Origin of the sequence: Streptococcus sp. 477, assembly GCF_013277295.1 — a bacterium.
GTDB classification, from domain to species: Bacteria; Bacillota; Bacilli; order Lactobacillales; family Streptococcaceae; genus Streptococcus; species Streptococcus pseudopneumoniae.
Genome location: NZ_VMMQ01000014.1, coordinates 67,186 through 81,043, shown reverse-complemented (window position 1 = coordinate 81,043; position 13,858 = coordinate 67,186). Strand labels below are relative to the sequence as shown.

At 40.6% G+C, this 13,858-nt stretch carries 16 protein-coding genes; 15 read left to right on the top strand and 1 reads right to left on the bottom strand.

Annotated features, from left to right (window positions below; all coding sequences use genetic code 11):
- The 5 genes from pstB (HT691_RS02760) (at position 1) to HT691_RS02740 (ending at position 3,733) form a co-directional block, all read left to right on the top strand.
- Positions 1-804, top strand: a complete 804-nt coding sequence (gene pstB / locus HT691_RS02760; RefSeq protein ID WP_000109215.1) for a phosphate ABC transporter ATP-binding protein PstB — start codon at positions 1-3, stop codon at positions 802-804.
- Positions 805-816: 12 nt separating this feature from the next.
- On the top strand, positions 817-1,575 hold the full coding sequence (gene pstB / locus HT691_RS02755) for a phosphate ABC transporter ATP-binding protein PstB (RefSeq protein WP_000128635.1): 759 nt from the start codon (positions 817-819) through the stop codon (positions 1,573-1,575).
- 11 nt (positions 1,576-1,586) lie between these two features.
- A complete protein-coding gene (gene phoU / locus HT691_RS02750) occupies positions 1,587-2,240 on the top strand; it encodes a phosphate signaling complex protein PhoU (RefSeq protein ID WP_000946465.1) in 654 nt (217 codons plus the stop codon).
- Positions 2,241-2,324: 84 nt separating this feature from the next.
- On the top strand, positions 2,325-2,798 hold the full coding sequence (locus HT691_RS02745; protein WP_033605139.1) for an NUDIX domain-containing protein: 474 nt from the start codon (positions 2,325-2,327) through the stop codon (positions 2,796-2,798).
- 119 nt (positions 2,799-2,917) lie between these two features.
- Positions 2,918-3,733, top strand: coding sequence for an ABC transporter substrate-binding protein (locus tag HT691_RS02740; protein ID WP_172925240.1), 816 nt, complete (start codon positions 2,918-2,920; stop codon positions 3,731-3,733).
- Between the two features lie 21 nt (positions 3,734-3,754).
- Here the strand turns inward: HT691_RS02740 and HT691_RS02735 are convergent, their stop codons facing one another.
- Positions 3,755-5,026, bottom strand: a complete 1,272-nt coding sequence (locus HT691_RS02735; RefSeq protein ID WP_166727440.1) for a PLP-dependent aminotransferase family protein — start codon at positions 5,024-5,026, stop codon at positions 3,755-3,757.
- Between the two features lie 415 nt (positions 5,027-5,441).
- Here HT691_RS02735 and HT691_RS02730 point away from each other — a divergent pair, with 415 nt between their 5' ends.
- The 10 genes from HT691_RS02730 (at position 5,442) to HT691_RS02685 (ending at position 13,581) form a co-directional block, all read left to right on the top strand.
- Positions 5,442-5,588 (top strand): hypothetical protein, encoded by a 147-nt coding sequence (locus HT691_RS02730; protein ID WP_165852374.1) that lies wholly within the window; start codon positions 5,442-5,444, stop codon positions 5,586-5,588.
- On the top strand, positions 5,589-5,963 hold the full coding sequence (locus tag HT691_RS02725) for a hypothetical protein (RefSeq protein WP_233053222.1): 375 nt from the start codon (positions 5,589-5,591) through the stop codon (positions 5,961-5,963).
- A gap of 482 nt (positions 5,964-6,445) precedes the next feature.
- Positions 6,446-7,177, top strand: coding sequence for an acetolactate decarboxylase (gene budA, locus HT691_RS02720; protein WP_023932776.1), 732 nt, complete (start codon positions 6,446-6,448; stop codon positions 7,175-7,177).
- A gap of 9 nt (positions 7,178-7,186) precedes the next feature.
- Positions 7,187-7,939 carry a YhfC family glutamic-type intramembrane protease gene (locus HT691_RS02715; RefSeq protein WP_023932774.1) on the top strand — a complete coding sequence of 251 codons (753 nt, stop codon included), beginning with the start codon at positions 7,187-7,189 and terminating at the stop codon, positions 7,937-7,939.
- 109 nt (positions 7,940-8,048) lie between these two features.
- Entirely contained in the window at positions 8,049-8,954 is a 906-nt protein-coding gene (gene murB, locus HT691_RS02710) for a UDP-N-acetylmuramate dehydrogenase (protein ID WP_166727441.1), read from the top strand.
- 159 nt (positions 8,955-9,113) lie between these two features.
- Entirely contained in the window at positions 9,114-10,271 is a 1,158-nt protein-coding gene (locus HT691_RS02705; protein ID WP_000742900.1) for an ABC transporter ATP-binding protein, read from the top strand.
- Positions 10,252-11,058: an ABC transporter permease gene (locus HT691_RS02700; protein WP_061816571.1), complete on the top strand. Its 807-nt coding sequence runs from the start codon at positions 10,252-10,254 to the stop codon at positions 11,056-11,058. Before HT691_RS02705 ends, HT691_RS02700 begins: the two co-directional genes overlap by 20 nt.
- Complete coding sequence (locus HT691_RS02695; RefSeq protein WP_000712727.1) at positions 11,055-11,828, top strand: ABC transporter permease; 774 nt, start codon at positions 11,055-11,057, stop codon at positions 11,826-11,828. Before HT691_RS02700 ends, HT691_RS02695 begins: the two co-directional genes overlap by 4 nt.
- Positions 11,825-12,895: an ABC transporter substrate-binding protein gene (locus HT691_RS02690; RefSeq protein WP_023932772.1), complete on the top strand. Its 1,071-nt coding sequence runs from the start codon at positions 11,825-11,827 to the stop codon at positions 12,893-12,895. Before HT691_RS02695 ends, HT691_RS02690 begins: the two co-directional genes overlap by 4 nt.
- A 152-nt stretch (positions 12,896-13,047) precedes the next feature.
- Positions 13,048-13,581 (top strand): DUF5626 family protein, encoded by a 534-nt coding sequence (locus HT691_RS02685; protein ID WP_023939050.1) that lies wholly within the window; start codon positions 13,048-13,050, stop codon positions 13,579-13,581.
- The last annotated feature ends 277 nt before the right edge of the window (positions 13,582-13,858 follow it).

Sequence of the window (13,858 nt, the reverse complement as noted above, 5' to 3'; positions counted from 1 at the left end):
ATGTCAACATATAACTGGGATGAGAAGCATATCCTTACCTTTCCTGAAGAAAAAGTAGCCCTTTCTACTAAGGATGTCCATGTTTACTATGGTAAAAATGAATCCATTAAGGGGATTGATATGCAATTTGAAAGAAATAAAATTACAGCTTTGATTGGTCCGTCGGGATCGGGGAAATCTACCTACTTACGCAGTCTCAATCGCATGAATGATACTATTGATATTGCTAAAGTAACTGGGCAGATTCTCTATCGTGGAATTGATGTCAACCGTCCAGAAATCAACGTTTATGAAATGCGTAAACACATTGGAATGGTTTTTCAACGCCCTAATCCATTTGCTAAGTCAATTTACCGTAATATTACCTTTGCGCATGAACGTGCTGGAGTTAAGGATAAGCAAGTCCTAGATGAAATCGTAGAAACCTCCCTTCGTCAGGCTGCCCTCTGGGATCAGGTTAAAGACGATCTCCACAAGTCAGCCTTGACCTTATCAGGTGGTCAGCAACAACGTCTCTGTATTGCTCGTGCCATCTCTGTTAAGCCAGATATCCTCTTAATGGATGAGCCAGCCTCAGCCTTGGATCCGATTGCGACCATGCAACTAGAAGAGACCATGTTTGAGCTCAAGAAAGACTTTACCATCATCATTGTAACGCATAATATGCAGCAGGCTGCTCGTGCAAGTGACTATACAGGCTTCTTTTACTTGGGTGATTTGATTGAGTATGACAAAACTGCAACTATTTTCCAAAATGCCAAGCTACAGTCCACCAATGACTATGTATCTGGTCACTTTGGTTAGAAAGGAAACCGTATGACAGATGCGATTTTACAGGTATCAGACCTGTCCGTTTATTATAATAAAAAGAAGGCTTTGAATAGTGTTTCCCTATCTTTCCAACCTAAGGAAATTACAGCCTTGATTGGTCCATCTGGATCAGGGAAGTCAACCCTCCTCAAGTCTCTCAACCGCATGGGAGATCTCAATCCAGAGGTGACCACAACTGGATCCGTGGTGTACAATGGTCACAACATCTACAGTCCGCGTACAGATACGGTTGAATTACGTAAGGAAATCGGAATGGTTTTCCAACAACCTAATCCTTTCCCTATGACTATCTATGAGAATGTTGTCTACGGGCTTCGTATCAATGGAATTAAGGATAAGCTGGTTCTGGATGAAGCCGTAGAAAAAGCCTTGCAAGGTGCCTCTATCTGGGATGAGGTCAAGGATCGTCTACATGATTCAGCTATTGGATTGTCAGGTGGTCAACAGCAGCGTGTCTGTGTGGCCCGTGTCTTGGCAACCAGTCCTAAAATCATCCTCTTGGATGAGCCAACTTCGGCTTTGGATCCGATTTCAGCTGGTAAAATTGAGGAAACCTTGTATGGTCTAAAAGACAAGTACACCATGCTTCTGGTAACCCGTTCCATGCAACAAGCTTCACGTATCTCTGATAAGACAGGATTTTTCCTAGATGGAGATTTGATTGAATTTAATGATACCAAGCAGATGTTCCTTGATCCCCAACACAAGGAAACGGAAGACTATATTACAGGAAAATTTGGATAAGGAGATGAAAGATGTTACGATCTCAATTTGAAGAAGATTTAGAGAAATTACATAACCAGTTCTACGCTATGGGACAAGAAGTGCTCTCACAAATCAATCGTACGGTGCGTGCCTTTGTCACGCATGACCGTGACCTGGCAAAAGAGGTCATCGAAGATGACGCAGAAGTAAATGAATACGAAGTGAAACTGGAAAAGAAATCATTTGAAATGATTGCACTCCAACAACCAGTCTCTCAAGATTTGCGTACAGTCTTGACTGTCCTTAAGGCTGTATCAGATGTGGAGCGTATGGGGGATCACGCTGTAGCCATTGCCCAGGCAACCATCCGTATGAAGGGGGAAGAACGCATCCCAGCTGTAGAGGAAGAAATTCAAAAAATGGGACGTGAAGTTAAAAGCGTTGTTGAAGCAGCACTTGATCTTTATCTTAATGGTTCTGTTGACGACGCATACCGGGTAGCCTCCATGGATGAGCAAATTAACCACTATTTTGAAACTATCCGTGACCTTGCGACTGAAGAGATTAAGAAAAATCCAGAAGCCATTGTTACGGGTCGTGATTATTTCCAAGTTATTTCCTACTTGGAGCGTATCGGTGACTATGCTAAAAATATCTGTGAATGGGTTGTTTACTTTGAAACAGGTAAGATTGTCGAATTATAAAGTATTCAAAGGATAAAATTATTGTGAAAGCTTACTTTTTAATACAGTAAGCTTTCATTGTATAGATAGTTTACTTTGTCAGAGGTGAATAATGAACTACATACAGAATATCAGAAAAAAGTTGGAAAAGATAAGATTATTTTAAATTTTACCTGTGGAATATTAAGTCAATCAGGAAAAATTTTATTACAAAAACGAGCAGATAAAGGAACGTGGGGATTACCAGGTGGTGCTCTTGAATTAGGAGAATCGGCTTTAGAAGCTTTAGTGCGAGAGTTTTATGAAGAAACAGGAGTCGAAGTGAGGGTGGAAAAACTCTTAAATGTTTATACAAAATATTCAGACAGTTATCCGAATGGTGATGAGGCTCAAGTTCTTACAATCTTGTATTTAGTTTCATCTGAAACTTCTATCTCTACAAATTTTTTTACAAGTGATGAAACTTTAGAATTAGGATTTTTTGATCATAGTGACATACAAAATATTGCAATTGTAAACCAGCAGCATCAAGATATGATAAATGATTTTTTTGAAAATAAGTTCCCAATAGATAGATAAACTAACCACTGTATTTCTATTTTTTAGTAAATATATTTTATGAAAATGCAAGAAAACACTTGACAAGCAACTTAGATATCGTTATAATTATACAAAATTAACAGAGGGGTTGTTTATTTATGAAATCAAAAAAATGGATATTTGTTTTATGTAATTTTCTTGCAAGTTTCTTCTTAGTAGCTTGCCAGTCAGGTTCTAATGGTTCTCAGTCAGCTGTTGAGGCCATTAAGCAAAAGGGGAAATTAGTTGTGGCAACCAGTCCTGACTATGCACCCTTTGAATTTCAATCATTGGTTGATGGAAAGAACCAGGTAGTCGGTGCAGACATCGACATGGCTCAGGCTATCGCTGATGAACTTGGGGTTAAGTTAGAAATCTCAAGCATGAGTTTTGACAATGTTTTAACCAGTCTACAAACAGGTAAGGCTGACCTAGCAGTTGCGGGAATTAGCGCTACTGACGAGAGAAAAGAAGTCTTTGATTTTTCAATCCCTTACTATGAAAACAAGATTAGTTTCTTGGTTCGTAAGGCTGATGTAGAAAAATACAAGGATTTAACTAGCCTAGAAAGTGATAATATTGCAGCCCAAAAAGGGACTGTTCCAGAATCAATGGTCAAGGAACAATTGCCAAAAGCTCAATTAACTTCCCTAACTAATATGGGTGAAGCAGTTAATGAATTGCAGACTGGAAAAGTAGATGCTGTTCATATGGATGAGCCTGTTGCACTTAGTTATGCTGCTAAAAACGCTGACTTAGCTGTCGCAACTGTTAGCTTGAAGATGAAGGACGGTGAAGCCAATGCCGTTGCCCTTAGAAAAAATAGTGCTGATTTGAAAGAAGTGGTGGACAAGGTCATCCAAAAACTCAAGGATGAAGGAACTTACCAAAGCTATCTTGAAAAGGCAGCAAGCCTAACAGAAGTTGAAGAATAAGAAAAAACGCAGAGTTGGATGTCATTCCAATTCTGCTTTTAAATAGTTTAAAACCTTTTCCAGATTGTCTAGGGACACCTTGGCAAATTGATAAGGACAGGTGCTTAAATAGGCCTCTTCAAAGAAGTCCAAGCCTAGTTGACTGTGTTTGAGATTGGCGATTTTAGGATACTGTCTCAGGTCTAGCAATAAACCATCGTGAAGAGGAAAATGAGGAAGAGGACAGGGGCTGTAAGCTAGTCTTTCCTTGATTTGTTTTTGGTAAGTTTCTTGATTATTCAAGCGAGTCAGACGATTTTTCTCAAACAATTGACTATCAATATAGAGTGACAGGGCCTTTTGCATAATGAGGTTGCTGTCGTAGTCTAGGATATTTTTGTAGGCCACAAAGGCTTCTTTGATAGCATTTGGAAGGATGAGTGCCGTTATCCGCAGGGCTGGAAAGAGGTTGGTTGAGAAGGATTTGATGTAAATGACGCGCTCCTCTGTATCCAGATAGTGGAAGGTCTGGCCCTTCTTGGAGTCCAAATCCCCCAGATAGTCGTCCTCTACGATATAGACACCATACTTGGCAGCTAAGTCAAGAATAGCTCGTTTGTCCTGCTCAGAATAGGAATGTCCCAGAGGATAGTGAAAACGAGGAATGGTATAGAAAAACTTAATTTTTCCTGTTTTGAAGTGGCCTTCCAGTTCCTCCAAGTCAATCCCATCAATGCCTCGTTCAATCGTTTGATAGTCCAGACCCTGAGCAATCAAGAGGCGATTCATTCGATGGTAGGTCGGTTGTTCCACCAAGATTTCCTTGGCTTGGCTAGGGAAGGAAATTTGAGAGAGGATAAAAAGGGCTTGTTGGGTTCCAGAAGTCAGTACCAGTTGATCAGCCTTGCAGTAGAGGGCTTGGTCAAAGAGGAGTTGGTGAATGGACTGTCTTAGGTCTTCTAGTCCTTCTTGGTTGTCATAGTAGTTGAAGAGGTAGTTTTCTCGTCCAATCAAGGTTTCATTGACACAGAGTCGGAAATCGTCATAGGCGCTGGCGTGTTCGTCCGTAACCTCGATTTCTAGGTCCTGGTGTTGCCCTTGTTCTAGGACATAGTAGCCACTCTGGGGCTTGGCATAGAGGTATTGTTCGTGCCGTAATTCCAGCAGGGCGCGCTGAACGGTGTCCTTGCTACAGTGAAAGTCAAGGCTCAGTTGACGGATAGAAGGCAGGCGACTTCCCGTCGGAAAGCGTCCAGACTCGATACTATTTTTTAGATAAGATACGACCTCTTGGTACTTGCTTTGTTTCTTCATTCCAGACCTCCCTTGATTTTGTTACATTGTACCCTTTTTTTTCCTTCTTGGCAATGTCTAGGGTGTTTCTCTCGTTCACATCTAAGAGCAAATGTGGTATATTCCCATCTTTAATACTTTTTTGAAATCAAAGAGCAACCAAATGCAGATGTGACAGTTTTTCGGAACTTTTTTCTCTTTAAAACAAAATATGTATTTTTATCTGGGGTTGGTTTGTTTTAAAAAGTTTTCATGCTAATTTCCCCGTATTACTTGCACATATTTTTAGGAAAAAGCTTGAAACCGTCTTCTAGTTGTGGTATAACAGAATTGAAAAATAAAAGTATACGAATGACTTGTTAGAAAGGAGTTTTAAATCAGAAAATCAAGTTATTTTATTAGTAATATATATTTGCGACTTGAAGGAGTGTTTTTTATGAAATTTAAAAAAACTGTAACTTCAGCTCTTGTTATATTATCACTATTTTCTATTATGTCTCCTTCTATAGTTTCTGTTAGAGTATTTGCTGATGATGTAACTACTACGGAAGTTTCTGAAATTAGTACCCAAGAACAAAAATAAATGGATGATGTAGCTAATGTTCTTGATCAAATGTTTAGAAATGGAGTTAATGAAAAAAATTTTACTGAATATGTTTATAAAAACTTTTCTCAAAAAGATATTGCTCTTGCGGAAAATAAATTAGAAACTAATATTAATAATCTCTATAACAGAGTCCCTTGGGATGAGATGGGAGGATGTATAGCGAGAAAAATACGAGAAGAATTTTTTGCTATGACCAATGTTTCGCTAATTGTTAAGTATGCGCAGAAAAAGGCTTGGTCAGAATTAGCTAAAGTGGTACTAAGATTTGTTAAAGCTAATGGACTTAAAACAAATATTTATATCATTGCTGGTCAGTTGGCTATTTGGGCAGTTCAGTGTGGTCTGGAATAATGCGTGATAAAAACTTTTTAATAAAAGATGGGATTATTAGCTTTTTGATTGGATTTGTATATGCATATTTAGTGTTACAAAAATTTATCCTTTGGAAAATCCTTTTGTTTGCATTTATTTTTGCAATTATTAATACAATATTTATGTTTGCTAGGAACAAAAAATAAATAATGATTTAGTTAAATAAAAAAAGGCCCCTAGGGAAGTGTGTTCCTTAGGGGTTGTTGTGCCAGTTCAAGTTTTGTTTCTGTCAAAATCTCAGGCTACCCGTCGGAAAGCGTCCAGACTCGATGAATTTTTCAGATAAGCTACGACCTCTTGGTACTTGCTTTGTTTCTTCATTCCAGACCTCCCTTGATTTTGTTACATTGTACCCTTTTTTTCTTTCTTGGCAATGTCTAAGGTGTTTCTCTCGTTCACATATAAAGCTAAATGTGGTATACTTAGGAGTAACATTTATAGAATAACAAACAAGAAAGAGAATGGATAAGAACGTGCAGGAACCAGTGAAATTATTTCAATACAATACCCTTGGAGCCTTGATGGCTGGCCTTTATGGTGGGACCATGACAGTAGGAGAATTGCTAGAGCATGGAGACCTTGGTTTGGGAACCTTGGATTCCATTGATGGGGAATTGATTGTCTTGGATGGCAAGGCTTATCAAGCCAAAGGCTCAGGAGAGCAACCGGAAATTGTAGAAGTATTACCAGATGCCCTTATTCCTTACGCAGCAGTAGTACCACATCAGGCAGAGGTCATTTTCCGCCAGCGCTTTGAGATGACAGACAAGGAATTGGAAGAACGGATTGAGTCTTATTATGACGGGGAAAATCTTTTCCGCTCTATCAAGATTCGTGGGGAATTTTCACATATGCATGTGCGCATGATTCCCAAGTCGGCACCAGATACCAAGTTTGCTGATGTCGCAACCCATCAACCTGAATATAGTCGTGACAATGTGGCAGGAACCATCGTTGGTTTCTGGACGCCAGAGATTTTCAATGGGGTCAGTTTGGCAGGATATCATCTACATTTTATCTCAGATGATTTGACTTTTGGTGGACATGTCATGGACTTTGTTATCAAGGAAGGCATTATCGAGGTGGGAGCTATTGACCAGTTGGACCAACGTTTCCCAGTCCAAGACCGTCAATACTTGTTTGCTAAGTTCAATGTTGACGAGATGAAAAAAGATATTGAAAAGGCAGAATAGGAGAAGAAAATGATCATTCATATTATCATTACCATGGTGCTGTTGCTGGCTTTCTTGATAGGAAGCATTTGGTTTGCCAAAAAGAAATACCAGACTAATCTAGCTGCCTTGGGATTGGGTGCAGTCGCTTTCTTTGTTTCTTCGCAGATTTTGGAAAAACTGGTGCATATCTTAGTTTTACATCCTCAAAAAGACGGTAGTATTGCTCTCTTGCAAGACCATCCGCTTGTCTATATCATCTATGGCCTAGCCATGGCAGCATTTTTTGAGGAAACTGCTCGTCTTATTTTCTTCAAATGGTTGGAGAAAAAGAGAAGTTTGGAAAAGGCAGACGCCTTGGCCTATGGGTTAGGGCATGGTGGCTTGGAGTTGATTTTCCTAGGTCTTACTAGTTTGCTTAATCTCTACTTCGTTCTCTCAGCAGTTCAAACGCAGGATCCACAGGTCATGCAATTACTGTCTGAAAATATGTTGAAAACTATTCAGTCGCTATCAGTCTGGCAGATTTATTTGCTTGGTTTTGAGCGAATCTTGGCGCTAGGTTTCCAATTACTCTTGACTGTTTGGGTTTACCAAGCTGTTCGCCAGAAGAAATGGATTTATCTCCTAGCAGCCTATGGATTGCATGCCTTCTTTGATCTGGCACCATCTCTTTCCCAAGTAGGCTGGTTGACAAATCCAGTCTTGGTTGAAGTGATTCTACTAGTTGAACTGATCCTAGTTGCCTATGGAACCAAGGCAATCTTTTGTAAAAAATCATAAAAAGAGGGGAAACCTCTTTTTTGTTTAAAATAAGCCCAAGATTTTTTAGGGTCGTCAAATGGTCTTAAAAATGGTATAATGGAATGAATTTTGTAAAAGGAAGAGTAACATGTCTGTAAGAGAAAACATGCTTGAAATCTTAGAAGGGATTGATATCCGTTTCAAGGAACCCTTGCATAGCTATAGTTATACAAAAGTAGGTGGAGAGGCCGATTATTTGGTCTTTCCACGAAATCGTTTTGAGTTGGCGCGCCTTGTTAAATTTGCCAACCAAGAAAATATTCCTTGGATGGTTCTTGGAAATGCTAGTAACATCATTGTTCGTGACGGTGGGATTCGTGGATTTGTCATCTTGTGTGACAAGCTCAATAATGTTTCCGTTGATGGCTATACCATCGAAGCTGAAGCAGGAGCTAACTTGATTGAAACAACTCGCATTGCCCTCCGTCATAGTTTGACTGGCTTTGAGTTTGCTTGTGGCATTCCTGGAAGCGTTGGCGGTGCTGTCTTTATGAATGCGGGTGCCTATGGTGGCGAGATTGCTCACATCTTGCAGTCTTGTAAGGTCTTGACCAAGGATGGAGAAATCGAAACCCTGTCTGCTAAAGACTTGGCTTTTGGTTACCGCCATTCAGCTATTCAGGAGTCTGGTGCAGTTGTCTTGTCAGTTAAATTTGCCCTAGCCCCAGGAACCCATCAGGTTATCAAGCAGGAAATGGACCGCTTGACGCACCTACGTGAACTCAAGCAACCTTTGGAATACCCATCTTGTGGCTCGGTCTTTAAGCGTCCAGTCGGGCATTTTGCAGGTCAATTAATTTCAGAAGCTGGCTTGAAAGGCTATCGTATCGGTGGCGTAGAAGTGTCTGAAAAGCACGCGGGATTTATGATCAATGTTGCTGACGGAACGGCCAAAGACTACGAAGACTTGATTGAGTCTGTTATCGAAAAAGTCAAGGAACACTCTGGCGTTACTCTTGAGAGAGAGGTCCGTATTTTAGGTGAAAGCAAGTAGGAAGCTGTATTTGAAAAGCTGCTGCTATGTCATGGAAAGGGAGTGAAAGCCTATCGTTAGTGCAGAAGAATGTAGGCAGTTCAATCTCCTACACGAGGTAGTAGCGGCCTGACAGAGCCCTGATCTGTTAATCTATGAAAAAGAAGGAATAAATGACAATTGAAAAAACCAATTATTGAATTCAAAAACGTCTCAAAAGTTTTTGAAGACAGCAACACCAAGGTTCTCAAAGATATCAACTTTGAGTTGGAAGAAGGGAAATTCTACACCCTTCTAGGCGCATCTGGTTCAGGAAAATCAACTATCCTAAACATTATTGCAGGTTTACTGGATGCGACGACAGGAGATATTTTGCTGGACGGTGTTCGTATCAACGACATTCCAACCAACAAGCGAGACGTCCATACTGTCTTCCAATCCTATGCCTTGTTTCCACATATGAATGTGTTTGAAAATGTTGCCTTTCCACTTCGCTTGCGTAAAATTGACAAGAAAGAAATTGAGCAGCGTGTAGCAGAAGTTCTCAAGATGGTTCAGTTGGAAGGTTATGAGAAGCGTTCCATCCGAAAACTCTCTGGAGGACAACGCCAGCGTGTGGCTATTGCCCGTGCTATCATCAACCAACCCCGTGTGGTTTTGTTGGACGAGCCTCTGTCAGCTCTGGACTTGAAATTGCGGACAGACATGCAGTACGAGCTCCGTGAATTGCAACAACGATTGGGCATTACCTTTGTCTTTGTCACTCACGATCAGGAAGAAGCCCTGGCCATGAGTGACTGGATTTTTGTTATGAATGATGGCGAGATTGTCCAGTCTGGAACACCTGTGGACATCTACGATGAGCCGATCAACCACTTTGTTGCTACCTTTATCGGGGAGTCAAATATCTTGCCAGGAACCATGATTGAGGACTACTTGGTTGAGTTTAACGGCAAACGCTTCGAAGCGGTCGATGGTGGGATGAAACCAAATGAGCCTGTTGAGGTTGTTATTCGTCCAGAGGACTTGCGGATTACCCTTCCTGAAGAAGGCAAGCTCCAAGTTAAGGTCGATACCCAGCTCTTCCGTGGGGTGCACTATGAAATTATCGCCTATGATGAGCTTGGAAATGAATGGATGATCCACTCGACTCGCAAGGCCATTGTGGGTGAGGAAATCGGTCTGGACTTTGAACCAGAAGACATCCACATCATGCGTCTCAATGAAACCGAGGAAGAGTTCGATGCTCGTATCGAGGAGTACGTAGAAATCGAAGAGCAAGAAGCAGGTCTGATCAATGCAATCGAGGAGGAAAGAGATGAAGAAAACAAGCTCTAAACTCTTTGTAGTGCCCTATATGCTCTGGATCGCCCTCTTTGTGTTGGCACCCTTGGTCTTGATTTTCGGACAATCTTTTTTCAACATTGAAGGCCAGTTTAGTTTAGAAAACTATAGATCTTACTTTGCGTCACAAAACTTGACTTATCTCAAAATGAGTTTCAACTCAGTGCTTTATGCAGGAATTGTAACCCTAGTGACACTGCTTATCAGCTATCCAACAGCCCTCTTTTTGACCCGTCTCAAGCACCGTCAACTCTGGCTCATGCTGATTATCCTGCCAACCTGGATCAATTTGCTCCTTAAAGCCTATGCCTTTATCGGAATTTTTGGTCAGAATGGCTCTATTAACCAATTCTTGGAATTTATCGGAATCGGCTCACAACAGTTGCTCTTTACCGATTTCTCCTTTATCTTTGTCGCAAGCTACATCGAGCTTCCCTTTATGATATTGCCGATTTTCAATGTCTTGGATGATATGGACAACAATCTCATCAATGCCAGCTATGACCTAGGTGCGACCAAGTGGGAGACCTTCCGTCATGTCATCTTCCCTCTATCGATGAATGGGGTGAGAAGTGGGGTCCAATCGGTCTTTATCCCCAGCTTGAGTCTCTTCATGCTGACCCGTTTGATTGGTGGGAACCGCGTTATCACACTAGGTACAGCCATTGAGCAGAATTTTCTAACCAATGACAACTACGGTATGGGTTCAACCATCGGTGTAATTCTCATCTTGACCATGTTCATCACCATGTGGGTGACCAAGGAAAGGAGAGAACGATGAAAAAATTTGCCAACCTTTATCTGGGACTGGTCTTTCTGGTCCTCTACCTGCCTATCTTTTACTTGATTGGCTATGCCTTTAATGCTGGTGATGATATGAATAGCTTTACAGGTTTTAGCTGGACTCACTTTGAAACCATGTTTGGAGATGGGAGACTCATGCTGATTTTGGCTCAGACATTTTTCTTGGCCTTCCTATCAGCCTTGATAGCGACCATTATCGGGACTTTTGGTGCCATTTACATCTACCAGTCTCGTAAGAAATACCAAGAAGCCTTTCTATCACTCAATAATATCCTCATGGTTGCGCCTGACGTTATGATTGGTGCTAGCTTCTTGATTCTCTTTACCCAACTCAAGTTTTCACTTGGCTTTTTGACCGTTCTATCTAGTCACGTGGCCTTCTCCATTCCTATCGTGGTCTTGATGGTCTTGCCTCGACTCAAGGAAATGAATGGCGACATGATTCATGCGGCCTATGACTTGGGAGCTAGTCAATTTCAGATGTTCAAGGAAATCATGCTTCCTTACCTGACTCCGTCTATCATTGCAGGTTACTTCATGGCCTTCACCTATTCGCTAGATGACTTTGCCGTGACCTTCTTTGTGACGGGAAATGGCTTTTCAACCCTGTCAGTCGAGATTTACTCTCGTGCTCGAAAGGGGATTTCACTAGAAATCAATGCCCTGTCTGCCCTTGTCTTTCTCTTTAGTATTATCCTAGTTGTTGGATATTACTTTATCTCACGTGAGAAGGAGGAGCAAGCATGAAAAAACTCTATTCATTTTTAGCAGGAATTGTAGCGATTATCCTGGTCTTGTGGGGAATTGCGACGCATCTAGACAGTAAAATCAATAGCCGAGATAGTCAAAAACTGGTTATCTATAACTGGGGAGACTATATCGATCCAGAACTCTTGGAGCAATTCACAGAAGAAACAGGAATCCAAGTTCAGTACGAGACTTTTGACTCCAACGAAGCCATGTATACCAAGATCAAGCAGGGTGGAACGACCTACGATATTGCCATTCCTAGTGAATACATGATTAACAAGATGAAGGACGAAGACCTCCTGGTACCGCTTGATTATTCAAAACTTGAAGGTCTTGAAAATATCGGACCGGAGTTCCTCAACCAGTCCTTTGACCCAGGCAATAAATTCTCCATCCCTTACTTCTGGGGAACACTGGGAATTGTCTACAATGAAACTATGGTAGATGAAGCGCCTGAGCATTGGGACGACCTCTGGATGCCAGAGTATAAGAACTCTATCATGCTCTTTGATGGGGCGCGTGAAGTGCTGGGTCTAGGGCTCAATTCCCTCGGCTACAGCCTCAACTCCAAGGATCCCCAGCAGTTGGAAGAGACGGTGGATAAGCTCTATAAACTGACTCCAAATATCAAGGCTATTGTGGCCGACGAGATGAAGGGCTACATGATTCAGAACAACGCTGCAATCGGCGTGACCTTCTCTGGTGAAGCCAGCCAAATGCTAGAAAAAAATGAAAATCTACGCTATGTAGTACCGACTGAGGCCAGCAACCTTTGGTTTGATAATATGGTCATTCCCAAAACCGTCAAAAACCAAGATGCAGCCTATGCCTTTATCAATTTTATGTTGAAACCCGAAAATGCTCTCAAAAATGCGGAGTATGTCGGCTATTCAACACCAAACCTACCAGCTAAGGAATTACTCCCAGAGGAGAAAAAAGAAGATAAAGCCTTCTATCCAGATGCTGAAACTATGAAACACCTAGAAGTTTATGAGAAATTTGACCATAAATGGACAGGAAAATATAGCGACCTCTTCCTACAATTTAAAATGTATCGGAAGTAGGATGTATGAAAACGGATCAGTCACGCTGGTTCGTTTTTTTAACTCTTTTTCTTTGCAATAACAATATTTTATGGTATAATGTAAGCGTAAACACAAACACAAGAAACTCTCTAAATATTCTATGCTTTTAAAAAAGATAGGAGGAATAAATCATGAAAAAGAATTTTATGATTTTCTTAACAGCAGTTGCTAGTTTATTGTTTTTAACAACATTTTCAACTACAAAGGCAGATGAAAATATTGACAATAACGGTAGTTATGAAACAAGAACATCTTTAGTAATGAAAGTTGGGGATTCTGCTACACAAGTATTTACAGATAATTCTGGGGAAGAAAATGTAATTACCGTTACAAAGGTTGCTGACAGACCTCGAACCAGTTTTAGATGGGCACAAGTTGGTAGTGAAAAAGCTAGTAACGGAACTTATCATATAAGTTACAGACGCGGGATATTTAACTGTGGCTTCTATATCACAATAGATACTCGTAACATTACCAGCGCATATGATTTATGGTATTTCCATCTAGTAGGCACAAACTCCGCAAATTTAGTGCATGAAAGTAATAGGAGAGCAACAGCATATTTCACATTTCAACTCAGTGTTCCTTGGATTAACGGCCCAAGTTGGGACGGAGCTCTTCGAGCAGAGCTCGACGCAGACTATCTAGTTACACTGGTGAAGTAAAATGGGAATGTTTGGTTTGATGACAGTCGCTCTTACTATAACTCTCTTTCTAATCATCATTTTTTTAATAGTAAAAAATATTAAGAAATAAATAACTTTAAAATATTTAGAGAGCAGATAAAAGACACCAAAACTAAATAATTTGGTGTCTTTTATTATGAAACATTCGAAAACTTGGAATAAAAGTTGGGATAAAAAGAGTGATAGCAGTAAGAAAAAATATATTCTGAAAAAGTAATCGAAGATGTAGGGAATGGGGTTTCTTAAATGGGAATGA

What these genes read in the sequence shown, in the direction of transcription:
- phoU (WP_000946465.1), top strand. Translation starts at nt 1,587, where the DNA reads ATGTTACGATCTCAATTTGAAGAAGATTTAGAGAAATTACATAACCAG.
- HT691_RS02715 (WP_023932774.1), top strand. Translation starts at nt 7,187, where the DNA reads ATGATCATTCATATTATCATTACCATGGTGCTGTTGCTGGCTTTCTTG.
- pstB (WP_000109215.1), top strand. Translation starts at nt 1, where the DNA reads ATGTCAACATATAACTGGGATGAGAAGCATATCCTTACCTTTCCTGAA.
- HT691_RS02735 (WP_166727440.1), bottom strand. Translation starts at nt 5,026, where the DNA reads ATGAAGAAACAAAGCAAGTACCAAGAGGTCGTATCTTATCTAAAAAAT.
- HT691_RS02740 (WP_172925240.1), top strand. Translation starts at nt 2,918, where the DNA reads ATGAAATCAAAAAAATGGATATTTGTTTTATGTAATTTTCTTGCAAGT.
- HT691_RS02695 (WP_000712727.1), top strand. Translation starts at nt 11,055, where the DNA reads ATGAAAAAATTTGCCAACCTTTATCTGGGACTGGTCTTTCTGGTCCTC.
- HT691_RS02730 (WP_165852374.1), top strand. Translation starts at nt 5,442, where the DNA reads ATGAAATTTAAAAAAACTGTAACTTCAGCTCTTGTTATATTATCACTA.
- HT691_RS02725 (WP_233053222.1), top strand. Translation starts at nt 5,589, where the DNA reads ATGGATGATGTAGCTAATGTTCTTGATCAAATGTTTAGAAATGGAGTT.
- HT691_RS02685 (WP_023939050.1), top strand. Translation starts at nt 13,048, where the DNA reads ATGAAAAAGAATTTTATGATTTTCTTAACAGCAGTTGCTAGTTTATTG.
- budA (WP_023932776.1), top strand. Translation starts at nt 6,446, where the DNA reads ATGGATAAGAACGTGCAGGAACCAGTGAAATTATTTCAATACAATACC.
- pstB (WP_000128635.1), top strand. Translation starts at nt 817, where the DNA reads ATGACAGATGCGATTTTACAGGTATCAGACCTGTCCGTTTATTATAAT.
- murB (WP_166727441.1), top strand. Translation starts at nt 8,049, where the DNA reads ATGTCTGTAAGAGAAAACATGCTTGAAATCTTAGAAGGGATTGATATC.
- HT691_RS02690 (WP_023932772.1), top strand. Translation starts at nt 11,825, where the DNA reads ATGAAAAAACTCTATTCATTTTTAGCAGGAATTGTAGCGATTATCCTG.
- HT691_RS02700 (WP_061816571.1), top strand. Translation starts at nt 10,252, where the DNA reads ATGAAGAAAACAAGCTCTAAACTCTTTGTAGTGCCCTATATGCTCTGG.